The following is a 24720-nucleotide window of genomic DNA, read 5'->3' as shown; positions in this document are numbered from 1 at the left end:
AAATAAGGACCACAGATGTAGTCGTGGGCGTCAAGGTCTTTTTATACCAAAGCTCCAAAGCCTTCAGATTTTCACACAAAGCTCGCAAAGAGCGCAAAGGATTGCCAGTTACCTTCTTCGCGTCCTTTGCGGGCTTTGTGTAAAATCAAAAACATTCGGGACGCTGGTATTACGAACCGGTTACACAGGGGACGCAGAGGCGGCACAGAGGGGGAGGTCCGTCCGGCTGGAGGGGAGGCGAGGTCGGTTACTCGTGCCGGAGGGCTTCCACCGGGTCGAGCTTGCTGGCCTGCCAGGCGGGGGCGAAACCGCTGAGGACCCCCGTGGCAACCGAGACGGCAAGGCCGGTGAGGACGAGGCCGCCGGAAAATACGAGCGGGAATGTCGGGGCGACGACGGAAACCACGGTGGAGAGTGTGGCTGCCAGCAGCAGGCCGATGGCGCCGCCGACCAGGCAGATCGACACGGCCTCGATCAGGAACTGGAGCAGAATGGTGCGGCGGCGCGCGCCGAGCGCCTTGCGCGTGCCGATCTCGCGGGTGCGCTCCTTCACGCTGACGTAGGTGATGTTCATGATGCCGATGGCGCCGACGCAGAGGGCGAGTCCGGTAATGAAGAGGCCGGAAATGAAAATGCCGTTCTTTATCGGGTCGAGTTGCTGGCGGATGGTGCCCTGTTCGTTGAGTTCGAAGTCGTCTTTCTGCTCGGGAGCGAGCTGACGGATACGGCGGAGGAGGCCGCGGAGTTCGTCGCGGGCTTCGTCCATGCGGGCGGCATCGACCTGGACGCGGACTTCGCCGTTGCCGCGGGTGCTCCACTGGCGGCGGAAGGTGTTGATCGGAACGGCCGCGAGGGAATCCCAGCTGAAGAGCCCGAGGAAACTGCCCTGGCGGGCGATGACGCCGACGATGGTGTAGTGCTGATTGCGGATACGCACGGTCTGGCCGACGGGAGACTCGCCCGGGAAGAGAGCCGCGGCGACGTCGTAGCCGATGACGATGACATTGCGGCCGGTTTCGGCCTCGAACTCGCTGAAGAAGCGGCCGGCGGAGAGGTCGGTCTTGTTGAGGAGCGGGTAGGTAGCGGTGGTGCCGAGGGTGGCGATGTTGTTCACCCGGTATTCGCCGCGGATGAGGGTGGCTCCGCGCTGCATGACGGGGACGGCGAGTCTGAGGGGACCGTCGGGGCGGGCGGCGATCCACGCGTTGATCCGGTCGGCGTAGGTGGTCTTGATCGGGGGGCGGTTGCGGAAGGTCCACCAGTCGTCGACATCGCGCCAGGGCCATTTGTTGACGTAGAGGATGTCGTCCCCGAAGCCGGCGAAGCTGCGGTCCACGCCGACGTCGATGCCGTTGATGGCGGTGCCCATGAGCGTCACGGCCACGATGCCGATGATCACACCCAGCGCGGTGAGCGCGGAACGCGTTTTCGAGGCGCGGATCTGCGCGAAGGCGATGCGGAAGGCTTCGGTGAGTTCGTAAAGGAAGCGGCGCACGGTTCGGGATTTTTACACAAAGGACGCGAAGGGCGCGAAGGAGGAATGGGAGGAAGGGGCGGGGGGGCGGGCTGGTTTCTTCATGGATTTTCTGCTGCTTCGCGTTCTTTGCGATCTTTGTGTAAAACGGTTTGCTCAGGGAGGGTTGGTGCAGGGGGGGAGGGGGTGGTGTTGTCCGCGTCCGATTCCACGAGCCCGTCGCGCAGGCGGATGATGCGGCGGGCGTGCTGCGCGATGTCTTCCTCATGCGTGACCACGATGAGGGTGTTGCCCTGGCGGTAGAGCTCCTCGAAGAGAGCCATGATTTCCACACCGGTTTTCGAATCGAGGTTTCCGGTGGGTTCGTCGGCGAGGATGATCGAGGGGCGGGTGACGAGCGCCCGGGCGATGGCCACGCGCTGGCGCTGGCCGCCGGAGAGTTCGTTGGGACGGTGGTGCTGGCGGTCGGCGAGGTTGACGCTTTCCAGCGCCTGGCGGGCGCGTTCGAGTCGCTCGGCCCGCGGGACGCCCGCATAGATGAGCGGGAGTTCGACGTTGTGCAGGGCGGTGGAGCGGGGGAGGAGGTTGAAGGTCTGGAACACAAAACCGATCTCGCGGTTGCGGATGTCGGCGAGTTCGTCGTCGGTCATGACGGCGACATTCTTGCCGGCAAACTCGTAGTGGCCGGCGGTGGGCGTATCGAGGCAGCCGAGCATGTTCATGAGGGTGGACTTGCCGCTGCCGGAAGGGCCCATGATGGCAAGGTATTCGTTGCGCCGGATACGCAGGTCCACGCCGCGCAGGGCGTGCACCGTCTCGACTCCCATCCGGTACAGGCGGGTGACGCCGGCGATTTCGATGACCGCCTCCGTGGAGGCGGCAGGCGGCTGCAACGGAAGCTGCGGACGAGGCGAGGACGTCATGGGGTGGGGTTGCTTGCTCTTTCCGTCTCTACCAGGGAGCCGTCTTTCAGCGTGCGGGTGATGGCGCTGTAACTGCCGCTGACAACGCGGTCGCCGACGGCGACGCCGGTCCTGATCTCCATGTGCGTGGTGTTGGAAATGCCGGTCTCGACCGGAACCTGCTTCACGGTGTTGCCGCGGACGACGAAAACGACGCGTTGCAGGGAATCGTGGTCGGCCTGTTCGAGGGTCTGCCTCTGTTTCTCGTTGACGGCGGTGGCGGCGCGGAGGGCGCCGCTGCCGTTGCTGTCGCCGGCATTTGCCTGGGCGGCGGTCTCGCGGGCGGCGGCCAGTTCCTCGAGTGTTTGTCCCGACTGGCGGCTGCGGACCGCGACGGACTGGATCGGCACGCTGATGACGCCGGTGGCGGTCCGGGTTTCGATATCGGCGCTGGCGCTCATGCCGGGGCGCAGCGGCACGTCGCGGTCGGCGATGCGCACGCGCACTTCGAAGTTGGTCACTTCTTCCTGGGTATTGGCGCCGGTGGTCCTGGCGGTGGAGGCGATCTCCTTGACGATGCCGCTGAAACGGCGGCGCGGCCAGGCGTCGATGGTGATACGGGCGAGGTCGCCGATCTTGACGTTGACGACGTCGTTTTCGTTCACCTGCACGCGCACCTCCATCTCGTCGAGGTTGGCGATGCGCATGATTTCGGTGCCGGCAAACTGTCCGGTGGCGACGACGCGCTCGCCGAGTTCGCTGGTCAGGGAACTGACGGTGCCGTCGAGCGGGGAGTACACGGTGGTCTTTTCGAGGAGGTCGCGGGACTGCCTGAGCGTGCCTTCGGTGCGGCGGATGTTGGCGGCGGCGGCGTCGACGGAGGTGCGGGCGATATCGAGATCGGTTTTGGCGGCGAGGTGGTCGGCGTCGGAGATGAGGCCCTTTTTGAAGAGGTCGGTGGCGCGGCGGAAATCGGCCTCGCTCTTGAGGAGCTGGGCCTGCGTCTGGAGGTGGCGGGCCCGCGCGTCGGCGAGGGAGGCTTCCTGTTGCTCGACCTGGGCCTGGTAGTTGTCGGGTTTGATGCGGACGAGGAGGTCGCCTTTTTTCACGGACGCGCCTTCGCGGAAAGGCAGTTCGATGATCTCGCCGGCGACCTCGGGTGAAATCTTGACCTCGACCTCGGGCTGGATCTTGCCGGTGGCGGATACGGTCTGGATGATCGTGCGGAGGGCGGCGGGCTCCACGGTTACGGTCACGGGCCGGGCGCGGTTGCGGTAGTGGAACCACACGCCGGCACCCGCGCCGGCAAGGGCAAGACCGAGGACAAGGAGGAGGAGCTTGCGGGAGCGGCGGAATCCGGAACGGGGGGCAGACGACGAGGGAGCCATAATGGGAAGTGCGAACCCTGGAGAACGTTTCAGCCGGAATGAAGGCTGAAAACGACCTGGTAGCCGGAAGTGATGGAAGCCGGAAGTGGCACGGGCATCCCTGCCCGTGGACGGCGCGAAGCGCCGCCTTTTTCCTCCCTCCCTCCCTCGCCGATGGCGGGACACGGGCCAGGAAGCCCGTGCTGAGAGGCGGGGAAAGGGTTGAAAAGGGTTGAAGCGGGGCGAATCCCCCGGAAACGGGGCGAAACGCGGCGGGTAACGAGATGGGCGCAGGAAAGGGTCAGATGCGGCGGCGGCGCAGGGGTCGCGGGATGCCAGCGGATTGCTCGCGGGGCGGGCGCGAGCCGGACGCAAAAAACCCGGCCGGGGCGGGGAGGATTACGACGCGGGATGTTTACGCGGTCAGCCCACCACGCAGCGCAGGCCGGCGGCTGTTCACGGGGCCTTGCGGGTGTTGGCTTCGATCCGAAGGAGAAGCCGCACGACGGTGGCGAAAGCGACAAACGCGAGGGCAGAGGGGATGAGGCAGGCCGACCACCACAGCATGACCCCGTCTTCCGACGTGATGCCCCGCGCTATCCCGATAGCGGCCGCGATGCACTGGAAGGCGGCAAAAAGCTCCAGCAGCACGGCGATCATCCCTCCGGCTGCCGGGGCTGGTTTGGCGGGAGATGCCGGCGGCCGGGCCGCGCAGGCCAGCAGCTTGTCCACGAGTTCCGCCGCATCGGCTTCGCTGCCTCCCCACAGTCGCACCGTGTGGCGGATGGCGGCTTCGCGCCCCTCCGCACGACAGATTCGGAGAACATCGGCATTGGCTTCGGCCAGCCCGGTGGGGACAGGGGCGGGTGACTTGCGCGCTTCCGTGGAGGGTTTCTCAAATTGCTCGGGAGTCATGGTCGGGTTGAGGTTGTAGTTTATTTCTGGTTACGGATGGGAAAGTGTGGCCGTGATGTATGAATGAAATTTGCGAAGCATTGCTTCACATTAGGGGTCGCGGGATGTCTGCACGTTCGCACGCGAACAGTTAGGCTAAAATTTTTTGTCAGGCGGAGGAACGTCCAAGGCTGACAGGTGGGCAATATCCAGGTGAAGGCACACCTGCCCCCACGCGAAACCGAGTCCGCCGGGCACGCGCTCGGCGGCATCCAGATAGGCAGACACGCGGGACTCAATTTGTTCGCGTGTGATCGGTGGGGGAGGGAAGGCATAATCAGCAGAGGGAAGAATCGACACAGGAGGACGCCCTCGTGCGAAATCGGATGGCCCCATGTGCCGCCCGGCCTCTGGAGGAGGGACTCTGGGCGCACTTACCGGCTGCGTTTTCTTGGTCATAACCCCTGCCGTTACCTCCGCTGACTCTAATTTTCGCCATGTCTTATCAGAGATGTGATGTTTCCCGGTTCGGTGGGCATAAAACATTGCGGGAGATATACCTATAACAGGAGGAAGGTCACTTAATTTGACGCCAAGTTTTTGACTCAGTGCTTCAGTTCTCTCCGAAAACTCCAAGTAATTCTCTGATTTTTGTTGCATAAACTCTTATTTCTCCGATTTGGAGTATGTTCGCACGCGAACTGTTCGCGGGCGATGCCAAAACAATGACAGCCAAAGAAGCCAAACAAATCATGAAGCGTCGCGGGTGGAGCTACCGGACGGCGGCCCCGCGCCTCGGCGTCTGTTACCAGCACCTCAGCGACGTTCTCAACCGTCGCCGTGCCTCCCGCTCGCTCGTCGAGCGTGTGGCCGAACTCCCCGAACGCACCAAGGAGGCGGCATGAGCGGCACCATCCTCGATCTCATCGCCGGCATCCTCCTTGTCGTCGGCGGCACCGTCACGATCCTCGCCCTGTGCTGGCCGAAGCGCTCCGCCCGGCCAGCGGCCTGTGTGGTCGGGCACCGGCTCGTCGTCTGTTACGGCGGCAAGGTGGACGTGCAATCACTCGCGGGGACGCAGGAGGCTGCGCAGGTAGCGAGAAGTTCCCGTGCGGGTGCAGCCGCAAGCCGTGCGGGCAAAGGCGCGCCGGCCGGCCGTCCTGAGTATGTCATCTTTCTCAGCCCCCGGTTTTGCCCGAAAGGATACCGCATCGCGTGGTTCCAGCCGGTAGGGGCAGCGGCAGTTGGGGTCGATCGGGATAAACTGCCACTCCAGCTTCTTGTCGCGACGCAATTGCACCCCCACGGCCACGATCGTTACCGCATACTCGCCGCGGTTTACGACCTCGACGCACATCCCGTCGTTTCTCGCACTGTCGATCCAGCCACGGGGGATGACACGAAGCTTGATCCGGCTGCGGTCAAGCTCCCGCCAGAGGTTGATGATGCCGAGCACCGCGCCCAGCGCGGCGATAGAGAGGGTGATGGTATCCATGCCCCCGACTCCACGCCGGCGGATTGCTCCGGGCAAGACCGGAGCGGAGAGCCGCTGACGCTCCCGACGGTCACGATCCACCGGCGGACGTTCGCCTTGGCGCTGCTCAACGCCTTCGGCGCCGGGTTCCTCACCGCGATCCTCCTCGTGATCCTCATCATGCTCTGACCCCCCCGTCTTTTCCCCGTCTCAATCTGTAATATAAAACTGAATACCATGAAGACCCGCCCATGCAAGACCATGACCGAAGCGGAATCCGACGAGATCGTCACCCGGCTGTTCCGCCTGCCCGAAAACGCCCGCCGCGACGTGCTGTTCCGCACCCTCGGGGCGATGCAGGTCATAGCCTGCACGCCCGCGCCGGCGTCCGACTATTTCCGCCACCTCGAAAAGCAGATCGCAAGGCAGGAGCAGGCGCAGATCGCCCGCTTGCGGGACGCCCTCACCCCCGCCGCCGCCTGAGCCCCGCCCCCATGTTTACCATCGTCCTCTTCATCCTCTGGGCGGTCGGCGTCATCGACGGCGACGCCTTCCTCATCCTCTTCCTTTGCCACCTCGGTTTTAACTGACCATGCCCGAAAAACCACTCAAGCCGTCCACCGCGCTCACCCGCGACGAGCGCGACCAACTCACCCGCTGCGAACTCAACATCGAGCGCAACCTTTCCTCTATCGGCGCAGCGCTCAAGACCATCCGGGACCAGCGCCTGTATCGGGAGACTCACGATAGCTTCGATCGCTATTGCTACGAGCGCTGGCAGAAGAGCGCCCGCTGGGCGCACTACCAGATCGCCGCGGCGATCTTTGCCGAGGAGCACCCGGAGGCCGATGGCGGCGAAGTCCGCCGGATCGCGGCCGGCCGCGCTCCTGATCCGTCCCCCGCCGCGAAAGCCGCCCCGGCGAAGCCGACGAAGAGCGACCGCTACCGGGAGCAAATCCGCGCCCTGGCGGAGATGGACCGGGAGGCGCTGGACCGGGCGACGCAGCAGTCGATCGGCAAGCTGGCGGAGACGATGGCGAAGCGGGAGCAGATCAACCTCCACAGCCGCGAGAACAAGGGCAACAAGGCCCTCCGCGACGAGTACGAACAGCGGGCGATGGCGAAGCTGGCGCCGGGCGCGCAGATGGCGCTGGCGCAACTGGAGGAGAACCCGGCCCTGTCGGTCTCCCGCGCCTACGTCGGCGTTTTCGGCTCCGTCAAGAAGGGCGACATCCGCGGCGACACGGACCACCTCGGCAACTTCCACGCCGGCCTCCGGAAGCTGGCGACCTCGTTCCCCCATTGGGAAAAATTCTCCCGCGAGGACAGGGCGCATTTCGTGCAACTGTGGGTGGCGTTGCGCTCCACGATGCCGAAGGCGTTCCTCGACGATCTTGAGGCGTTTGCACCCGCCCGGAAGGGAGGCCGCTCATGAGTCCCGCCCTCCGCGAGAAGCTCGACAAACTGCTGGCGCTGGCCGATCGCGGCACGCCTGGCGAGGCCGCCGTTGCCTTGGAAAAAGCATGGCGCCTGTGCCGGGCGGAGGGCGAGGATCTCGACGCGATCCGCGGGCAGGCCGCCGCCGGCTCGCTGATCGAGCGCAAGGTATGGGAGGGCGCGGCATGGCGCGACGAGCACCGGCAGGCCGCCGCCATCGTCACCGAGTTTTACGGCGTCTCCGTGCGCCTGGATGCGCGCAGCGATCCGTTCTCCCGTCGGGAGCGCACCCTCTGGTCGTGCCACTTCATCGGCGCGCCGGCCGACGTGGATTTTGCCGAGTACGTGTTCGGCTTCGTTCACCCGCATTTCGCCTGGCTCTGGGAGTACTTCCGGGGCCGCTGCAAGGACCGCTCCGCCTACATCGACGGCCTCGGCGCCGGCCTCTGGTCGGCGCTCACCTACGAGCGCGCCCGCCACGCGCCGGCCCCGGAAGTGCCGGAGGCGTTGACGACGGCCGACGACGACGAGCCGGAGGATTGCCCCGCGCCCCGGATGCCCGCCGCCTTCTGGGCCGGGATGCGCGCCGGCCAGCGCGTGCGTATCCATACGCCCATCACAACCGGAGCCGCGCCTGCACCGCTCCCCGACGCCGCCCCCTGACTTTCGCCATGACACCCACCGCCGCGCAGATCGAAACCCTCCTTTCCGACGGCCTCTCCCGCCGCGAGGCCGCCCTCCGCCTCGGCTGCTCCGCGGCCACGGTGGACCGCGTGCTCGCCGGCCCGGCGCCGGACGCCGGCCTGTCGCGGATCGGGCGCCCGCCGGTGGCGGACCAGCTTTCGCCTGACGTGATCGCGCAGGTGCGGGCGGAGGCGCTGGCGATGTCCACCGCCGGGCGCTCCCCCTCGCCCGCGCTCCCCTTCGCGCTCATGGCCCTGCACGAGCCGGAGCGCCTGCCGGCCGGGCTGCGCGAGCGCGCCCTGCGCCGGAAGCCCCTGCCGCGCAGCATCCTCACCCGCGTCTGCCAGGGGCTGACCGGGGACGCCCGCGCCGAGATGCGCGGCGACAAGTTTGCGAAGCTCAACACCGTCGCCTCGCCGAGGGACAACACCTACATCGATGCCGACGGCGCCCGCCAGGACATCCGCGGCGGCGACTTCTACGTGGCCGACGACATGACGAGCAACATCCCCTTCTGGCGGGAGGGCGATGACCCGTCCGATCCCTGCACCGCCCGCTGGGGCGTCGCCCCCTCGCGTGCCCAGGTGCTGGCCGTGGCGGACCACGGCACCCTGCGTTTCATCGGGCATACGATCTGGGCCAACCCCGCGCAGAGCTACAACACCTACAGCGTGCTCTGGCTCTACCGGCAGGTATTCCGCGATGCCGGCAAACCCCGCCTGGGCATGAAGCACGAGCACGGCATCTGGGCGGGCGACGGCGTGGTGAAGCCGCTGCGGTCGCTCGGCCTGCATGTGGAGTTTGCCCAGAGCGCCAAGGGCAAGCGCATCGAGATGATGTTCGACAAGCTGCAAACGCTCATGTCGCGGCATTTCCGATACAGGGGCATCGACCTGGGCCGCCTGCGCGGAGAGTTTCAGGAGAGCAACAAACGCTGGCTCGACATCCGCGCCGGCAAGGTGGACCCGCGTGCGGCGGGCCTGCCCCATATCAGCGAGGTGAGCGCCGCCATCGCGGACGCCTTTGCCGACTACAACGCCCTGCCGTCCAACGGCGAGATCCTCCGCGGCCTCTCGCCCGACGAAGCCTGGGAGCGCGACATGGGCCGCGCCGCCCCGCTGGCCCGCCTCTCCGACCGCGAGGAGTGGCTGCTCATGCCGCAATGCAGTGAAGTTTCCCTGCGCGACGGGCTGGCGAAATGCCGCTTCAAGACCTTTGGCGAGGCCGTCTGGTGGTATGGCAACGCGGAGCTTTTCTCCCATCTCGGCCCCGGCTACCGCGTGCGCCTGCGCTTCGATGTGGCGGACCCCGATCGCGCCGCCGTGTATTCGCTGGAGACGGCAGCGCGGAAGGTGAAGACCCGCGGCTGGCTGCTCGACCACGTCCCCGCCTGCGCCGACCTCGGCTGGACGCCGGGGCAACTCGGCGCGGTCATCCCTCCGGGCGAGTTTCTCGGCCATGCGGAGTTGTTCCAGCGCGCCCCGTCCTTCGTCATGTCGGCGTGGGCGGAGCACCGCAAGGGCCACGACTACCGCAAACTTTACCGGCGCTGCACCCGCGCCCTCTTCCGCGGAGCGGCGGGCGGCAAGGTGGACGAACGCCACGACGGCGCCGGCAACTCCACCCGCATCGAGGGCGCCCACGCCGCGCCGTCGAAGCGCGGCACCGCCCCCGCCGAGGCCGCCGCGATCATCGCCGCCGCCGAGCGCGTCACGCCGGCCCCGCCGGCCGGCGCCCCCGTGCGGGTGACGCAGGTGGCCCGCGACACCCCCGCGGCCCCCTCGCCAGCCGGCCGCGTTGACGACGCCGAGGCGCTCACCCGCCGCCTCTACGGCGCCCCCGAAGACATTTTCGCATCACCCTGATGCAGACCGCCGCCCGACGGAAACCGGGCATATCCAGAAATAAAATACACACCCGATGAATACCACCGACACCGCCGCCGGCATCCCTGCCGAACTCGAAGCCCTGATCGCCCGCGTCATGCGGCACCAGGCTCGCCTGAAGCTGAACAACGCCCGCTTCGTCGCCCGCTACGCGAAGCGCCTCAAATGGTCCGCCGATGTCTGGGTGCGCACGCTCCGCTCCGACACCCGCGAGCCGGGCCGCCTCTCGGCCCGCAACTGGGGCAAGTGGACCGTCGCCCTGCGCGATCTCGTCGCCGAGATCGACGGCGCGGCCGGCGGCGAGAAGGTCTATCCGCTCCCCATCCTGGCCGAGTCGATCCGCCTGTATGACTGCCTGCAAGGCTCCGGCGGCGACATCCGCATCGGCTGGCTCGTCGCCCCCACCGGCACCGGCAAGAGCGTCTCCCTGCGCCACCTGGTCAAGACCAACGACAACACCGCCTACCTCTTCATCCCCGAACTCTGGCGCAACAACAAGCCGGCCATCCTGCGCGGCCTCGCCCGCGCCATCGGCATCGAGCCCGATGACGATCTCGACGAGACCATCGAGCGCATCGTCGCCCGCCTCAACCTCACCCCCATGACGATCCTCCTCGATGAAGTCCACGAGGGCGGCCTCAAGCTCGTCAAGCTGATCAAGACGCTCATCGAGTGGACGCCCACGCGCTTCATCCTCACCACCTGGCCGCTCGGCTACTCGAAGCTGGCCGATAGCCTCATGAACCTCACCGAGGTCAACCAGCTTTCCGGCCGCTCCCTGCTCCCCATCGCCCAGCAGTGGAAACGGGGCAACCGGCCCGAGGACATCGCCGCCTGGCTCTCCGGCGCCTGCCCGGAGTTTGACGCCGAGACACGCGACACCCTCGCCCGCGACCTGTGCCCCCGCCTCAGCCGCTGGGGACTCCGCCACCTGACCCAGGCCGTCGATGCCGCCCGCGCCGACGCCGGCGACGAGGACAGCCTCACTCCCGACGCCCTCCTCAAGTCGTTCAGCCACCTCTCCGCCGACGTGCTCGGCGTGAAGGCGTAACACTCCAGCCACTACACCCGCCACACCACCGCACACACACATGAGCAAAAACAACCTCAAGCTCGCCCAGATTATCCGCCAGGAGGCCGAGCGCCTCCAGTCAGTATATGAGATCGCCACCGGAGACCCGGACGGCAAGGCAATCGCCGACGGGCTCGGTCACGACACCCCGGAACTGCTGCGCGTGCTGGCGCGCCTCGTCGAGGGCCAGACCGTTTACCGCGCCTTCGGCGCCCCCGGCAACTGGGGCTACGGCACGCCCATCGGCGACGCCCTCTTCGCCGCCATCCGCGACGGCTCCATCTCCACCGCTCCCGCCAAAAAATAACCACCCGATGAAAAAGCCCACCACCACCGAAGATCTCGAATACAAGATGCGGGCGCAGCTCGTGCAACTCTACGAAGCCGCCTGCGCAATCGACTTCCCCCGCACCTCCGACACGGACTTCCGCTCCGCCCTCCAGGCGCGCATCCGCCAGGGTTGCGCCGAACTCGCCAGCGAGCACGTCGCCAACGAGGGCCGGCTCATCACCATCGCGCAGGATGTGCGCCTCTACAAGGCCAGCGCCGGCGTCCGCAACCCCGACGCCAAGGCACTCGACTTCCGCGTCGAAATCCAAAAAACCCTCGGCATCTTCTTCCGCCTCCGCGAGGCCGTGGGCGCCGACACGAAGAAAGGAGGACGCTGACATGGCTCCCTCCGACAACGACCCCGCCACGCCCGGCCGGCACATCCACGTCGTCATGAGCAGCGTGTCACTGGCGCACCTGCTGCATGGTGTGTCCCCCGCGAACGAGGTGGAGACAGCCATCGCCTCGCTGGCCGTCACCCTCTCACGCCGCCTGCGCGAATCGGGCAGCGACAAGGGCCACTTCGAAATCGCGCTCGGTCCCGTGTGCCTCTCGCTTACCCTCTCGGCGCGCCCCAACCCCGACTTCACGGAAGGAGACTCCTGGTGAAAAAGACCCGTCCCCGCGTGCGCTGGATGGTCACGATCAACGGCCTGCCCGCCCGCGAAACCACGCTACACATCCCGTCGATCGGGCGGTGGCCCCATGTCTTTGTCCTGTGCGAACTCCCGCCCGTGGATGCGACCACATGGGCGGGCAAGCATGGCAAGCGCGACGCCCGCCGCGCCGCCGAGCGCACCCGGCGCTTTAACCGCTACGTGCGCGGCAAGACCGCGCTGGCCGGCGACTGGTTCTTGCGCGGCGCCTCCCCGCGGCTGGCGATCTTCGTCAGTCCCGTGACCGTGGACATCGCCCCCGTCTCAACCCTCACCCCCGCCGAAACGACATGAGCGCCGCCACCGAAATCCCCGAGCCGCTGCGCGCCGCCCTCGCGGCCATCGTGCAGGATGCCGTCGGCAAGCTGGTCGGCGACATCGTCAGCGGCCTGGTGCGGGTCGGCGGCCCGTCGGGGGCGGCCGGCGACGCCCTCGTCCCCGCCGCCCTGGGCGCCATTGCCAGCGTCGTGATGGCGCATTACGGCATCACCCCGGAGCAGATGCGCAGCCGTTGCCGCACGGCCACCCTCGCCGAGGCGCGGCACGTCTACTATCACCTCGCCGTCACCCTGACCCGGTACAACCACGACCTCATCGCCCGCGCCATCGCGCACGGCCGCTGCTCCTGCACCCACTCCGTCGACCGGATCGCCGGCCTGATCGAGGTGGAGAAGCGGCTCGCCGCCACCGTGGAAATGCTCCGCGTGCGCGCCACCCTCGCCCTCGCCGGCCTGCCCTCCGGCCACCCCGCCCGCTGACCATGCGCCGCTCTCGCAAAGACGATCCCGCCCAGTTGACCCTCTTCGCGTTCTCGCGGGTGGAGCGCACCGGCGTCGATGCGCAGGGCAACGCCACCTTCCGCGTCGTCCCGGAGGGTGTGCCGACGGAGTGGATTCGCCCTGCGCGCCTCGCCCGCGCCCTTGGTTTCAACGTGCGCACCATTTACGGCTGGATCGACTCCGGCATCATCCCGGCCGACAGGTGGGAACGCCGCGGCCCCAAGAGCATTTTCATTCTCGCCAGCGAGGCCGCCCGCCTCCGCGACACCAGCGAGAAGTAACCAGATACCCGATACACCATGATCCGCATATTCCAACAGCACGAAATCCATGCCGCCCTCGAACACGCCACCTCCGGCGGGCAGGCGCTGCACCTCATGTCCGGCCGCTGGGCATACCTCCGGCCGGACACCCCCGGCTGCTTCAAAGGCCGCCGCGAGATCGCCCACCTGTTCGATCAGGATAAAGCGCGCCTCGTCGCCACCGCTCGCCGGCTCGGCGTGCGCGTCATCCTCATCGAGCGCCCCGGCACGCAGCGCCAGCACATCGACCTGTGCGGCCGGCCGCTGGAGCGGGCGAAACAGGAGGCGAAATGTCCCCTCCGGCTCTGCCAGCGGGCGACACTGAAAATCGGCCTGCCGTGCATGATGGACATCCATATCCTCGCCGGCCTCACGCCGGCCTGCGAAGTGTGCGGCGCCGGCATCGGCATCGCCCGGATGCGCGAGGCATCGGGTTTCCGGCCCGTCGAGGGCGGGTTTTACATTTCCGACAACCTGGCCGCCGACCAGATCAGGCGGCTGCAAGACGAGATCGCCCGGCGCAACACCACGGTGAGCCACGGCTGAAAGCCGTTGGTCTCTAGCACTTGGTTGGGCCTCTTAATCTCTCGAAAAATGAACTACCTCGAACTCTCCAACAAAATCGCAGGAATCGAACCGGGCCAATGGTTCACCGTGGATCGCCACGAGCTGGAGCGTATCGCTCCAGCAATGTCGCTGCTCGGGTCGCTCGGCCCAACTTGGTCGCCAGCCGAGCGCATCATGGAAAACATCGTGGGCAGCGCCTACAACTTTCGATTCTGGGAGGACCCCGCGACGGCTCGAATCACTTTCGAACATCTCAAACATCCGCTGCGCGACGGACTGCGGAGCTACGTCTCGCCCGACCGTGCCGGCCTCTTCACTCGCACGCCGGACGGATTCTATCGGCCCAACACCTGATTATGGGAATGGCTGTTTGTATATTGGTAAAACATGCTAACGAAAAAATCATGAGCTACATCATCATCGCTGAAGTGGACACCCGCGGAGAAATGAACGTCGGCGGCGACAAGGCCAAAGTGCGGGCGCGGATGCTGGATGAACAGGATGGGATCATCACCTTTGACGTGCAGGGTGACTACGATCCCTCGGTGAAACGTGAGCGAGTGCTCGCCCTCTGCCAGACCTTGGTCGATGCCGGGTTTGTCGAGTTCAGCATTCGCCACAGCTACTGATTCCGCGTCACTGAAAAATAATTACGCGAAAGTTGCGAGAGATGCGAGACACGCGAATGCGTGTCTCTTTTTTTTGGCTAATCTCGGCTCATGAACGAGACCGGCACCGAAGCCAAGAACAACAACGGGAGGCGCGCCCCATGAGCACGCGGCGCGTGACGGACACGATTGCGCTCCACGAGGTCAGCGGCCTCACGATCTGCCGCGGCGGCGATCGCGTGGCCGTGTCGGCCGCGACGCCCGCCGGCCTCGTGCGCCTGATTGTCCCGCTCTCCGTCTGGACGGCCACCGCCCGCACTGACTGCGACAGCAACGGCAACCCCTGGCCTGCCCCCGCCGATCCCGCGATGGCCGAGGCGCGGCTCGCCGCCCTCGTGGCCGACGCCGGACCCGCCCCGGCGCCGAAGCCCCGGATTGCCTGGCCGCGCCGCAACCGCGAGGCCGATCTGGTCAAGGTCCGTGCCATCGCGGCAGAGATCGAGAATGGCTCCACCGCGCCGGTCTCCGTGCTTTGCGGCCGTCACGGTATCACGCCCGTCATCTATTACCGGCTCTTTCACCAGGTCTCCGGCGGCGCGCCCAGCCTCCGTGAGCGGGCGAGCGCCGCCATCGAGCAGTCTTACCAGGCGATCGTCGCCGAGATCGCCGCCGGCTCGCAGGAGAGCCCCGACGTGCTGTGCGTCCGGCACGGCATATCCCGCGATTGCTTCTACCGCCGCGCCCAGCGCGACGGCATCGACACGCGCACCCTGCGCAGCAAACCGGCAGCCATCCCCGGCGGCTTCGCCACCGGAGGTCTCATCCCCACCCCCACCATTCACCCCGCGCTTCTCCCCAAGCCCTGATCATCGTCCGTATCCACGTTGTCTGTATCCACACCGCCCGCACATGAACAAAGACCTCATCCTTAACTTGCTCCGGCAAGTCCTCACCTACGGCGGCACCGCCCTCACCAGCGCGGGTGTCGCCTCGTCGGAGGAGATTGCCACCGGGGCCGGCGCGCTCGTCACGCTCCTCGGCGTCGCCTGGACGATCGTCGCCCGCCAGCGCGCCAAGTCCGCGGCAGCCGTGCAGGCCGCCAGCCAGGCCGATCCCGAACACCACACGATCGGGATGCCGCCCGCCACGGAGCGCGACAGCGCGGAGATGGCATCGCCGGAGGCGATGGCCCGCAGGGCCGACCGCGGCGGGCGCCCTCTGGGCGGCCAAGGGAGCAATCTCATCCTCCTCGCTTTTGTCCTGCCGGCTCTGCTGACGGGCCTGCTCTCCGGATGTCGCACCGTTATCGCAACGGACGGCGCCGGCAACGTGACCTCGGAGACGCAGGCCGACTGGGACACGATCAACCACGCCACCCGGCTTGCCGCCAAGTACGCAATAAAAACCGTGCTCGATCGCTCCCCCGACTACGCGGAGAACGTGACGGCCGTCACCGACAGCATGTCGGCGCTCTTCTCCGGCCTGCCCACCGAGGAATCCCTCGCCGGCACGCTCGCCATCATCGCCCCCGATCTGGATGACGGCGATGCCGCGCTCCTGGTCTCCGTCATCCTCGACGCCTGGGAGCTTTACACGACGAAGACGGGCAACCCCGTCCTCATCCCGCTCGATGAAAACGTCCGCGCCCTCGTGGAGGCTCTCACCACGGGCATCGCCGACGGCATCGCCCTGCACCACGCCACCCTCCGCCCATGAGCGCCACCACCGCCATCAGCAACGTCGCCGCGGCAGTCAAAAGCGCCTTCGACTGGCTGCTCGAAAAACTCCGCCTGAAAAACTCGGCGAAGATGCAGGCCAACGCGGAGGCCCGCACCGATCAGGAAATCAAGGACAACGCCGGCAAGATCGTTGCCAGCGGCGACCTCGAAAAAATCCAGAAAGCCAACAGCGAATGAAACGCCTCATCCCCCTCCTCGCTGCCATCGTGCTTGTGCTCGGCCAGCCAGCCTGCACCAGCACGATCACGCCCACGCCGGTCACTCCCGCCCGCGCCTCCTATGATGGCGACAACCAAAACAGCGGAGTGCTCGCCATCGACCCCGCCGGTTTCGTCGTCACGCCCCGTTGGCGCGAACGCTACAACCTCGCCATCGCCCGCTACGGCGCCGACTGGCGGCCGACCCTCGCTCCGGATCACGGCGTCATCGCCCGCACCGACGGCACCTTCCTTGCCTCCCGCGAGGCGATGGAAAAGGCGATCGTCATGTTCTCCTGGCTGCGCATGGGCCGTCCGGCCTCCTCACCATGATCGCCGCTGTCTCCCCCCTGTATCCGTGGATCGTTACACTCCTCGCCGTCATGGTCGTGGGCTGGGCGCTCCTCCGGCCGGTCGGAAGCTCCGGGGAGGAGCGCCTCGCCGCATCAGTCACCTTCCGGGTGGTCCTTGTCGCCGCCACCCTTGCCGCCGCCGGCACCTGGCTGGGCTGGCTCATCTACGCCCTCCTCTCGTGACCGCACTTCGCACACACACTTTTCCGCGCCCGCTCCGATCAGCGACCAGGGGTATTCATCGGGGTGAAAACAGGGGCGGGCGCGGATCATCCCTCCCGGCCGTTGCCGGGCTTCTGCATCGATAAACGCCACGACAAACCTCCCCGGCCGGGTCCGTCCTCTCCTCCGGCCGGGGAGCAAATTTCCGCACCGCTCGTCATCACACATGCCCACCAACCTCCCGACTCCTCCCGCCAACTTCCTCTCAGACTGGTTCTGGGCTGCGATTGTATTCGCTCTCGCCGGGCTGTGGATCTGGAGCCATTTCCGCAAGCCGCCCAGGACGGAGCTGGAGCAGCCGGTGGAAGTCTCCCTGTCCAGTACGCCCGCGAGCAAGAACGCCATCCGGGCGCTCTTCGCCAAACAGGACGAAATGCGCCGGGAGTTCGAGCAGAAGCTGCTCGTGCAGCGATCGGAAATCATGGCGGCCATCGACAAGAACCGCGCCGAGCAACGGGAGGACATGCGGCAAATCTTCGACCTGTTGCGCGCCCTCAGCGCCGAAAGCAAGGCCACCGCCGCCCTGGTCGATCAGATCAACCGCCGGATCACCTGACCCCTTTTTCCTCCACCGTAACCACAATCCGAATACACCATGAACGGCACACAACGCGAACTCCGCTGGGAAATCCTCCGCCTCCTCTGCGCCCAGCATCCCGGCACCCTGACCGAGACGCAGCTCTATGACGCCCTCCGGGCGAACGACGAAAGCCTCACGAAGGCCGAGACCATCGTCGCGCTCACCGCCCTCGTCAACCACGGGCAGGCGCAGCGCATCCCCGGCGATCTCTACAAGCCCGAACGCTACCGCGTCACCAGCGACGGCAAGGCCACCTTCGAGTCTGCCTGACACCCTCCCCTCGTGGCCATCCACCAATCAAAAATCTACCGCGCCCTCGGCGGCGACCTGAAGCTCCTGGAAAAATTCTGCGAGCGGATGGACGCCGGCGACTCCGGCCGGGCTCTGGCGAACTGGATCGAGGAGTACGCTCACGACGCCCGCTCGCTCCCGGTCTCCGACCAGAACATCACGGATTTTCGCCAGGGCTACTTTGTCCGCTGGCAGGCGCGGCGGTCCACGGCCGCCGCGATCCGCGAGCGTGCCGCGGCGGCCCGGCAACTCGCCCGCGAGGCCGCAGCCGGCGGCGCGTCGATCACCGAGGCCGCGCAGTTGCAGGCGGCCGACATGCTCACCGAAGTCCTGGAGACCTTCGATGTCGGCATGCTCAAGGCCGCGCTGATCGAGAAGCCCGGCCAGTTTTTGCAGGTCGTCAAGACCCTCGCCGGCCTCGCCCGCAGCGAGAACGAACGCAAGGCCCTCGCCCAGCAGGCGGAGAAACTCGCCGCCGATCTCAAGCTCCGCGACGAGCAGATCGCCGATCTCCAGGAGAAACGTACCGCCGCGAAGAACAAAATCCGGGAGCAAATCGCCGCCCTGCAAAAAGCCCTCAACGCCAAAACCGGCAACGCCGAGAGCCGCCAGCGCATGATGGAGTCCATCGTCGCAACGATCGACTCCATGTGACCCCCCGATGATCGTCCCCCCGGCAAAACCACTCTTCCGCCTGCGCGACTACTCACGCGAGATCATCCGGGAGACGCTCCTGCGCATGTTTCTCATGCTCTGGCGCCGGCAGAGCGGCAAGACCACCACGCTCGCCCTCCGCGCCCTGCGCGAAATGGCCGCCCACGCCGGCCGCCTCATCACCTTCGCCAGCGCGTCTCTCCTGGTCGGCCGCGAAGTCATCGAGAAAGAAGCCCACCTCTTCCGCGAGATTCTCCGGCACGTCCAGGCGCAGCAGAAAAACCCCATCGTTGCCGAGGACGCCCACGGCCGCGACGTGCTCGCCGACGGCACCGACGACGACTTTGTCGATGCCTTCGAGTCGCGCCGCATGGTCGTCAAGCTCTGGCACGACAACACGGTGTATTCGCGCACGCAGGTCATCGCGCCCAACCCCGCCACCGCCCGCGGTTTTACCGGCTCGGTCATGATCGACGAGTGCGGCCTCATCGCCGACTTCCGCGGCGTCTGGGATGCCATGATCTACATCATGTCGTCCGACCCCTCGTTTACGTGCCTTCTGGCGACGACCCCGCCGATCGACGACAACCATTTCTCTCACGAACTCCTCTTGCCCCCGCCGGGCATGACCTTCGATGTCAACCCCGCCGGGCATTGGTATGAGTCGACGGCCGGCCTTACGATCCACCGCGTCGACGTTCACGACGGCATCGCGGCCGGCGCGAAGCTCTACCACCCCAAGACCGGCGCCGTCCTGTCTGCCGAGGAGGACCGCCGCCTCTCGCTCGACCGCGAGTCCTGGGACCGCAACATGGGCCTCACCTTCTCGGCCAGCGGCACGGCCGCTTGCTCACGTCTTGCGTTGGAGCGCGCCCAGTCGCACGCACTGTCGCCCTCCTGCATCGCCGTGGACGACGGCGAAGAGCCGCCCGCCGACTGGCTGGAAAATCTCCGCCCTGGTCTGCCCACCGCGCTCGGCCTCGACCTCGGCACGACCGAAGGCGAGAAGAGCAATCCAAGCTCCCTCACCGTCGCCCAGCACGATGCCGGCGCGATCCCCTGCCGCCTCGTCTGGCGTTGGAAAACCAAAGACCCGGCCATCGCCAACGCCCGCATCGAGCAAGTCGTCAAGGCCGTCAGCGCCCGCCTCGGCCGCGCCCCCCGCTGCCTCTGTATCGACGCCACGAGTGAACGCTATTGGGCGCTCATGCTTCAAGCCGCCCTGCGCCATCTCATCCAGGTCGAACTCGTCATCGGCAGCGAAACCCTCGTCCACCAGGGCCAGACGTTTACGATGAAGCAGTATACGAGCGACGGATACGTCAACGACCTGGACGACGGCCGCATCGCGCTCGCCGCCTGCCGCTGGCTCTTCGACGATCACCGCCTGGTCAGGAAAACGAAGGGCCGCTACGAGGCATCCGTCGCCTCCGATGGCTGCCACGCCGACAGCTTCGATTCCAACCGCCTCGCCCGCCACGGCCTCACCGGCGCCATCGCCGCGCCCGCCGTCGCGCAAGCCGTGTCCGTGCGCGTCGGATACGAGGGAGGATACCCGCTATGAATACCAGCCATTCCATTTCCGCCGATCTCTTCGAGTCCTACCGCCGCTACCGCCTCCAGCCGGTCCGGCAGCTCAACCCCCTCACGCTGGCCCACATCCTCGACGAGTTTTTTTGGGGCCAGCCCCGCGAGGCCGCCCTGCTCTGGGACAAGATCGAGCGCCGCGACGACCGCGTGCGCACCGCCGTCGCCAAGCGCAAGCGCGCCGTCTCCGCCCTCAACTGGGAGATCATCACCGACGACGACAGCCCCGAAGCCACCACCCAGCGCGCCGATCTCGAATACTTCTGGGGCAACCTGCGCGCCACCGACATGCGCTGCCGTGACATGACCGGCGGCGTGGACACCTACATCCGCCAGGTCATGGGGGCGATCGGGTTCCAGTACGCCACCCACGAGATCCTCTGGCGGGTGTCTCCGGGCGGCCGCTACACGGCGGAACTCGTCGCCGTGCCCTTGTGGTATTTCGAGACGGAGAGCGGCCGCCTGCGCCTGCTCCGCGAGCCCGGCGCCAGGGAGGGCGAGGATCTCGATCCCCGCGGCTGGCATGTGTGCGCCAGCGAGGAGAGCCCCCTGCACGAGGCCACGGCCATCGCCTACACCTTCAAGGTCACCCCCCTCGCCGACTGGGCGCTCAAGTGCGAGAAATTCGGCATCCCCTGGACCGTCGGCAAAACCAATGCGCAGCCCAACTCCCCCGACTGGCACGCCTTTGCCCGCGCCGTCGGCGGCCTCGGCAACAACTGCGCCATCGTCACCAACAACGAGAGCAGCGTCGAGATAAACGCCTCCGCGGCCGGCGGCGAAGGCCCGCACCCCGCGCTGGTGGACCGCATGGATCGCGCCATCGTCTCCCTCTGGCTCGGCGGCGACCTCGCCACCATGTCGCAGGAGGGCGGCGCCAACGGCTCCAATCCGCAAAAGGCCGGCGGCGACGCCCTGCTCGGCGGCGACATCAAGTTTGTCACCGCGCAGGCCGAGGCACTCTCGAAAAAAGCCCTGGAACTCATCCACGGCGCCGGCGTCACTCCCAAAGCGCACTTCCGGCTGATCGCCGAGGCCGACACCGACACCACCCGCGAACTCAGCGTCATCACCACGGGCGTCAACCACGGCGTGGGCGTGTCCGTGGCGCACTTCCGGGAAAAATTCGGCCTGCCGGCGCCGGCCTCCGGCGAGGAACTCCTCAGACCCGCGACTCCTGGCGCGCCGGCGGCCGCTCCCGCTCCGTCCGCCGCCTGGAACTCCGCGGAGCGTGCGGACCTCGCCGCCCTGGCCCGCGCCAACGCGCAGGATCTCGCCCCGCTCGCCGCCCGCATCGCCGCGCTCGATGCTGCAAAAACCCCGGAGGCCCTCGCCGACGAACTCGCCGGCCTCCTCCGCGACTTCCCCGCGCTCGCCTCGCAGACCCTGCGCAGCGATGCCGCGGCCAACACCCTCGCCGACGCCGCCGAGGCCGCCGCCCGCGCCGGCCTGAAAGCGGCCGGAAAAACCCCCGAAACCCGCGCCCGATGAAAACCGCCCGTAAAAGGCCGGTTTCCCCGGCCCCCCTCGACGCCCGTCTTTCGTGCCCGACCCCGGAAATCGGGGCCGCAAGGCGCACGCAAGGCGCTTCCCGGCGACCGACCGAGAGGAGGCATTATGCCTGATCCCTCCGCCTCCGCCGTTGCCGGCCCCAACGCCGCGGCCGTCGCCCGCCTCTCAGGCAAGGCGATCGCGCCCACCGATCTCGACAGCGCCGAGATCGCCGGTCTCCCGCTGGCGATCCGCGACCGCTCCTTTTTTTCCGCCAAGGTTTTCCAGGCGAAAACCCTCGGCTCGATGAAATCGAAGCTGATCGACCTCCTCGAAATGGACCCGGAAAAAATCTGGCTCGGCCGCGCCGGCTTCATCGCCGACATGCGCATCGAGCTTGGCGCCGATCCCGGCGACTCCGGCCGGCTCACCGACACCACCAGCCTCAACCGCCTCGGTCTCATCCACGACATGCAGGTCGAGGACGCTTTCTCCCAGGCGCGCTGGTCGGCCGGCCAGGACCCCGCCATCCTCGACCGGTTCCCGTGCCAGGAACTCATCCGTGGTCGCGACGCGGAAAACCCCCGCGACTGGAAAGCCCGGTTTGTCGCGGCCGGCGGCAAACTCTCCCGCTCCGGCCGCATGATCGCCCGCAAGGACGATCGCGTCTGGACCAGGATTTCCCGGTTCGGGAATCCCTGGACGCCCTTCGATTATGGCTCGGGCATGGAGCTGATCGACATCGACCGCGACGAGGCCGTCGCCGAAGGCGTCATCGCTCCGGACGTCACCGTAAAACCGCAAACCGCCGCCCGCGCCCGCGAGGTGGAAATGTCCCTGCGCAACATTTCCGACACCGAGCGCGACCTGCTGAAAGACATGTTTCCCGCCGCCGTTTTCGAGGGCGGCAAGGTCACGTACACGCCGCCCGGCACAACCCCGCATACGTCATGATCCTCGCCACCGTCAACGTCGCCGACACCGCCTCCCCCCGCCTCCGCCAGGTTGCGCGGAAGCTCTCCGACCGCCGGCCCCTCATGGCCCAGCTCGGCAAGCAACTGGAGAAGGACACCCGCCTCCACTTTCTGGAGCGCGAGCGGACCACGCCCAACAAAAAGGGCTGGCCCCGGCAGCACCTCTGGCGGCAGATCGCCACGGCCACCGCCCTCGCCGCCGTCACCAACGACAGCGCCACCGTCACCATCTCGCATCCGGCGATCCGCGCCATCGCCGAGGGCGGCACGTTCACGCATCCGACCAAAAAATACGCCATCCCCCAGCGTCCCGAAGCCGCCGGCATCAATCCCCGCTCCGGCGCGATCCCCGGTCTCTTCGTGCTCGTCGCCAAACGCGGCGTCTATCTCGCCAAATGGGGAAACACCGCCTTCAAGGGCGCGGCTGCTCGCACCGGCCGCCGCATGGCCACCTCCACGCCGGCCGCGGAAAACGCCAGGCGCCTCACGATCTACTACAAGCTCGTCAAAACCATCACCCGCCGGGCGGACCCCGACGCCCTCCCCTCCAACGCGAAACTCCAGGAATCCGCCGGCCGCACCGTCACGGCGTATTTCGCCCGCATCGCCGCCGCCTGATCCCGCCGCTCATGAAAACCACCGACGCCCTCTCCACCTCTCCCGCCTGCCTCGCCCTCGCCACCAATTCCGCCGACGGCTTCATCCCCCTTGCCGGTTACGGTCGCCACCCCAACAAGGCCGGCCTGCAAGTCCTCGACATCGAGGCCGCCGTCCTCATGCAGGCCGCGCACGACACCGCCCGCGCCCGCCGGGGCGAGGAAGCGGCCTCCATCCCGATCTACAAAGGCCACCCCGACAGCCCCTCGCTTGCCCAGACCCCCGGCCACGACGACACCACCCGCTACGGCCGCATCCTCGAACTCGACGCCCGCGAGGAGGCCCTGTTCGGCAAAGTCGCCTGGAACGCCGGCTACGACCCGAAGACGGAGGCGAAAAAACTCTTCGTCTCCCCCGGCTGGGCGTATCGGCAAAACGACGACGGCACCATCACCCCCGTCAAACTCCTCTCCCTCGGTCTCGTCCCCAACCCCAACATCGCCGATGCCCCCGCCGTCAACGTCGCCGACGGATCGGCAGAAAAAACCTCTTCGGGCAATTCCGCCCACACCGACACCATGAAAAAAGAACTCGTGATCGCTCTTCTCAACGCCCTCGGCCTCACCACGGCCGCGGACGCCACCGACGAGCAACTCAACACCGCCCTCGGCTCCGCCGCGGGCAAGGCGAAGGAGCTTTCCGACGCCAACACCGCGGGCGAGGCCGACAGGGCCAAGGCCGCTGCCGATCTCGCTGCCGTCAACAGCGCCGTCGAGACCGCCAAAGCCGCCACGGCCGCCGAACGCGCCGCCCACATCAACACGATCCTCACCCGCGCCATCGCCGACGGCCTCATCACCGTCGCCGAGCGCGGCGCCTGGAACACAAAGCTCGCCGTGGCCGCGGACCTGCAAGCCGCCTACGGTGAACTCGCGGCCAAGGAGCCCTCGATCAAGACGCAGAGCCAGCTCCCCGGCCAGGCCGCCTTCAACGCCGCCCAGCGCGAGGACACCGCCAAGGCCGAGCGTATCCGCGCCAAGGCTCACGAGCTTCAGGCCTCCAACCCGTCCCTCCACTGGTCCACCGCCTGGGAGCAAGCCTCCAAATCCGTCACCTGAACCGGAAAACGTAACCGGTTCCCAACTACAAACTGCCAACTACAAACTTCAAATTCCAGACCGTCATGAATCCTGACCAATCCAACACCAAATACGGCCCCCTGCCGTTCGTCGCCACCGCGGCCATCGCCCGCACCCGGCTCGTCAAGCTCGTCAACAACGCCGGCAATCCCGCCGTTTCTCCCCTCGCCGCCCTCACCGACATCCCGGCCTTCTATACCAACGAAGCCGTCGACAACGCAGGCGGCATCGTGGACGTCAACCCGCTCGATCCCCAGCGCAACCACCGCCTCTGGCTCACCGGCGCCGCCAATCCCGGCGACGTCCTCGTCTCCGACGGCGCCGGTGGCGTCAAGGTCCTGCCCGCCGCGGCCGGCACCTACGTCCGCATCGGCATCGCCGAGGAAACCGGCGTCGACGGCCAGATCATCCTCCTCCGCCCCCACCTCACCGGCCTCCTCCAGACCGTGGCCGCCTGATCCGGA

General features: G+C 67.0%; 35 protein-coding genes. 31 read left to right on the top strand and 4 right to left on the bottom strand.

The window, feature by feature from the left end; translation table 11 throughout:
- Positions 1-247 precede the first annotated feature (247 nt).
- The 4 genes from OPIT5_29470 to OPIT5_29455 form a co-directional block, all read right to left on the bottom strand.
- Positions 248-1495, bottom strand: a complete 1248-nt coding sequence (locus OPIT5_29470; GenBank protein ID AHF93697.1) for an ABC transporter — start codon at positions 1493-1495, stop codon at positions 248-250.
- Positions 1496-1575: 80 nt separating this feature from the next.
- Positions 1576-2397 carry a macrolide ABC transporter ATP-binding protein gene (locus OPIT5_29465; protein AHF93696.1) on the bottom strand — a complete coding sequence of 274 codons (822 nt, stop codon included), beginning with the start codon at positions 2395-2397 and terminating at the stop codon, positions 1576-1578.
- Positions 2394-3764 carry an RND transporter gene (locus tag OPIT5_29460; protein ID AHF93695.1) on the bottom strand — a complete coding sequence of 457 codons (1371 nt, stop codon included), beginning with the start codon at positions 3762-3764 and terminating at the stop codon, positions 2394-2396. The genes OPIT5_29465 and OPIT5_29460 overlap by 4 nt, the downstream gene beginning before the upstream one ends.
- Before the next feature lie 435 nt (positions 3765-4199).
- The gene (locus OPIT5_29455; protein AHF94900.1) at positions 4200-4658 is read right to left on the bottom strand and encodes a hypothetical protein; all 459 of its coding nucleotides are present in this window, start codon (positions 4656-4658) and stop codon (positions 4200-4202) included.
- Between the two features lie 665 nt (positions 4659-5323).
- On the opposite strand from OPIT5_29455, the gene OPIT5_29450 reads away from it, so the two are divergent.
- The 31 genes from OPIT5_29450 to OPIT5_29300 all read left to right on the top strand — a co-directional run bounded on the left by OPIT5_29450 (position 5324) and on the right by OPIT5_29300 (position 24714).
- A complete protein-coding gene (locus tag OPIT5_29450; GenBank protein AHF93694.1) occupies positions 5324-5542 on the top strand; it encodes a hypothetical protein in 219 nt (72 codons plus the stop codon).
- Positions 5539-6300 carry a hypothetical protein gene (locus OPIT5_29445; protein ID AHF93693.1) on the top strand — a complete coding sequence of 254 codons (762 nt, stop codon included), beginning with the start codon at positions 5539-5541 and terminating at the stop codon, positions 6298-6300. Before OPIT5_29450 ends, OPIT5_29445 begins: the two co-directional genes overlap by 4 nt.
- A gap of 48 nt (positions 6301-6348) precedes the next feature.
- Positions 6349-6594 carry a hypothetical protein gene (locus OPIT5_29440; GenBank protein AHF94899.1) on the top strand — a complete coding sequence of 82 codons (246 nt, stop codon included), beginning with the start codon at positions 6349-6351 and terminating at the stop codon, positions 6592-6594.
- Positions 6595-6605: 11 nt separating this feature from the next.
- Positions 6606-6701 carry a hypothetical protein gene (locus OPIT5_29435; protein AHF93692.1) on the top strand — a complete coding sequence of 32 codons (96 nt, stop codon included), beginning with the start codon at positions 6606-6608 and terminating at the stop codon, positions 6699-6701.
- A gap of 2 nt (positions 6702-6703) precedes the next feature.
- Positions 6704-7546, top strand: a complete 843-nt coding sequence (locus OPIT5_29430; protein AHF93691.1) for a hypothetical protein — start codon at positions 6704-6706, stop codon at positions 7544-7546.
- A complete protein-coding gene (locus tag OPIT5_29425) occupies positions 7543-8211 on the top strand; it encodes a hypothetical protein (protein AHF93690.1) in 669 nt (222 codons plus the stop codon). Before OPIT5_29430 ends, OPIT5_29425 begins: the two co-directional genes overlap by 4 nt.
- Positions 8212-8219: 8 nt before the next feature.
- Entirely contained in the window at positions 8220-10097 is a 1878-nt protein-coding gene (locus OPIT5_29420; GenBank protein AHF94898.1) for a hypothetical protein, read from the top strand.
- Between the two features lie 55 nt (positions 10098-10152).
- On the top strand, positions 10153-11169 hold the full coding sequence (locus OPIT5_29415; GenBank protein AHF94897.1) for a hypothetical protein: 1017 nt from the start codon (positions 10153-10155) through the stop codon (positions 11167-11169).
- Positions 11170-11209: 40 nt separating this feature from the next.
- Positions 11210-11497 (top strand): hypothetical protein, encoded by a 288-nt coding sequence (locus OPIT5_29410; GenBank protein AHF94896.1) that lies wholly within the window; start codon positions 11210-11212, stop codon positions 11495-11497.
- Positions 11498-11504: 7 nt separating this feature from the next.
- Entirely contained in the window at positions 11505-11858 is a 354-nt protein-coding gene (locus tag OPIT5_29405; GenBank protein AHF93689.1) for a hypothetical protein, read from the top strand.
- Between the two features lies 1 nt (position 11859).
- Positions 11860-12129, top strand: a complete 270-nt coding sequence (locus OPIT5_29400) for a hypothetical protein (protein ID AHF94895.1) — start codon at positions 11860-11862, stop codon at positions 12127-12129.
- Positions 12126-12470, top strand: a complete 345-nt coding sequence (locus OPIT5_29395; protein ID AHF94894.1) for a hypothetical protein — start codon at positions 12126-12128, stop codon at positions 12468-12470. The genes OPIT5_29400 and OPIT5_29395 overlap by 4 nt, the downstream gene beginning before the upstream one ends.
- Entirely contained in the window at positions 12467-12934 is a 468-nt protein-coding gene (locus OPIT5_29390) for a hypothetical protein (protein ID AHF94893.1), read from the top strand. Before OPIT5_29395 ends, OPIT5_29390 begins: the two co-directional genes overlap by 4 nt.
- Positions 12935-12936: 2 nt before the next feature.
- Positions 12937-13236, top strand: coding sequence for a hypothetical protein (locus OPIT5_29385; protein AHF93688.1), 300 nt, complete (start codon positions 12937-12939; stop codon positions 13234-13236).
- Between the two features lie 18 nt (positions 13237-13254).
- Positions 13255-13803: a hypothetical protein gene (locus tag OPIT5_29380; GenBank protein ID AHF94892.1), complete on the top strand. Its 549-nt coding sequence runs from the start codon at positions 13255-13257 to the stop codon at positions 13801-13803.
- 48 nt (positions 13804-13851) lie between these two features.
- Positions 13852-14178, top strand: coding sequence for a hypothetical protein (locus OPIT5_29375; protein AHF94891.1), 327 nt, complete (start codon positions 13852-13854; stop codon positions 14176-14178).
- Positions 14179-14228: 50 nt separating this feature from the next.
- Positions 14229-14453 carry a hypothetical protein gene (locus tag OPIT5_29370; GenBank protein ID AHF94890.1) on the top strand — a complete coding sequence of 75 codons (225 nt, stop codon included), beginning with the start codon at positions 14229-14231 and terminating at the stop codon, positions 14451-14453.
- A gap of 140 nt (positions 14454-14593) precedes the next feature.
- Positions 14594-15298 carry a hypothetical protein gene (locus OPIT5_29365; protein AHF94889.1) on the top strand — a complete coding sequence of 235 codons (705 nt, stop codon included), beginning with the start codon at positions 14594-14596 and terminating at the stop codon, positions 15296-15298.
- Positions 15299-15341: 43 nt separating this feature from the next.
- Entirely contained in the window at positions 15342-16148 is an 807-nt protein-coding gene (locus OPIT5_29360) for a hypothetical protein (GenBank protein AHF93687.1), read from the top strand.
- Entirely contained in the window at positions 16145-16348 is a 204-nt protein-coding gene (locus OPIT5_29355; protein ID AHF93686.1) for a hypothetical protein, read from the top strand. The genes OPIT5_29360 and OPIT5_29355 overlap by 4 nt, the downstream gene beginning before the upstream one ends.
- The gene (locus OPIT5_29350; GenBank protein AHF93685.1) at positions 16345-16701 is read left to right on the top strand and encodes a hypothetical protein; all 357 of its coding nucleotides are present in this window, start codon (positions 16345-16347) and stop codon (positions 16699-16701) included. Before OPIT5_29355 ends, OPIT5_29350 begins: the two co-directional genes overlap by 4 nt.
- Entirely contained in the window at positions 16701-16904 is a 204-nt protein-coding gene (locus OPIT5_29345; GenBank protein AHF93684.1) for a hypothetical protein, read from the top strand. Before OPIT5_29350 ends, OPIT5_29345 begins: the two co-directional genes overlap by 1 nt.
- A gap of 205 nt (positions 16905-17109) precedes the next feature.
- A complete protein-coding gene (locus OPIT5_29340; protein AHF93683.1) occupies positions 17110-17499 on the top strand; it encodes a hypothetical protein in 390 nt (129 codons plus the stop codon).
- 39 nt (positions 17500-17538) lie between these two features.
- Positions 17539-17793 carry a hypothetical protein gene (locus OPIT5_29335; protein AHF93682.1) on the top strand — a complete coding sequence of 85 codons (255 nt, stop codon included), beginning with the start codon at positions 17539-17541 and terminating at the stop codon, positions 17791-17793.
- A gap of 12 nt (positions 17794-17805) precedes the next feature.
- On the top strand, positions 17806-18468 hold the full coding sequence (locus OPIT5_29330) for a hypothetical protein (GenBank protein AHF93681.1): 663 nt from the start codon (positions 17806-17808) through the stop codon (positions 18466-18468).
- Between the two features lie 7 nt (positions 18469-18475).
- The gene (locus OPIT5_29325; GenBank protein ID AHF93680.1) at positions 18476-20032 is read left to right on the top strand and encodes a hypothetical protein; all 1557 of its coding nucleotides are present in this window, start codon (positions 18476-18478) and stop codon (positions 20030-20032) included.
- Positions 20029-21546: a hypothetical protein gene (locus OPIT5_29320; protein ID AHF94888.1), complete on the top strand. Its 1518-nt coding sequence runs from the start codon at positions 20029-20031 to the stop codon at positions 21544-21546. The genes OPIT5_29325 and OPIT5_29320 overlap by 4 nt, the downstream gene beginning before the upstream one ends.
- 126 nt (positions 21547-21672) lie before the next feature.
- Positions 21673-22500: a hypothetical protein gene (locus OPIT5_29315; protein ID AHF94887.1), complete on the top strand. Its 828-nt coding sequence runs from the start codon at positions 21673-21675 to the stop codon at positions 22498-22500.
- Positions 22497-23138 (top strand): hypothetical protein, encoded by a 642-nt coding sequence (locus tag OPIT5_29310; protein AHF94886.1) that lies wholly within the window; start codon positions 22497-22499, stop codon positions 23136-23138. The genes OPIT5_29315 and OPIT5_29310 overlap by 4 nt, the downstream gene beginning before the upstream one ends.
- A gap of 11 nt (positions 23139-23149) precedes the next feature.
- Entirely contained in the window at positions 23150-24235 is a 1086-nt protein-coding gene (locus OPIT5_29305) for a hypothetical protein (GenBank protein AHF94885.1), read from the top strand.
- A 65-nt stretch (positions 24236-24300) separates the two neighbouring features.
- Positions 24301-24714: a hypothetical protein gene (locus OPIT5_29300; GenBank protein ID AHF94884.1), complete on the top strand. Its 414-nt coding sequence runs from the start codon at positions 24301-24303 to the stop codon at positions 24712-24714.
- Positions 24715-24720 lie beyond the last annotated feature (6 nt).

It is taken from the genome of Opitutaceae bacterium TAV5 (assembly GCA_000242935.3).
GTDB lineage: Bacteria > Verrucomicrobiota > Verrucomicrobiia > Opitutales > Opitutaceae > Geminisphaera.
The sequence above is the reverse complement of the archived record's forward strand: the minus strand, read 5'-3'. Positions and strand labels throughout refer to the sequence as shown.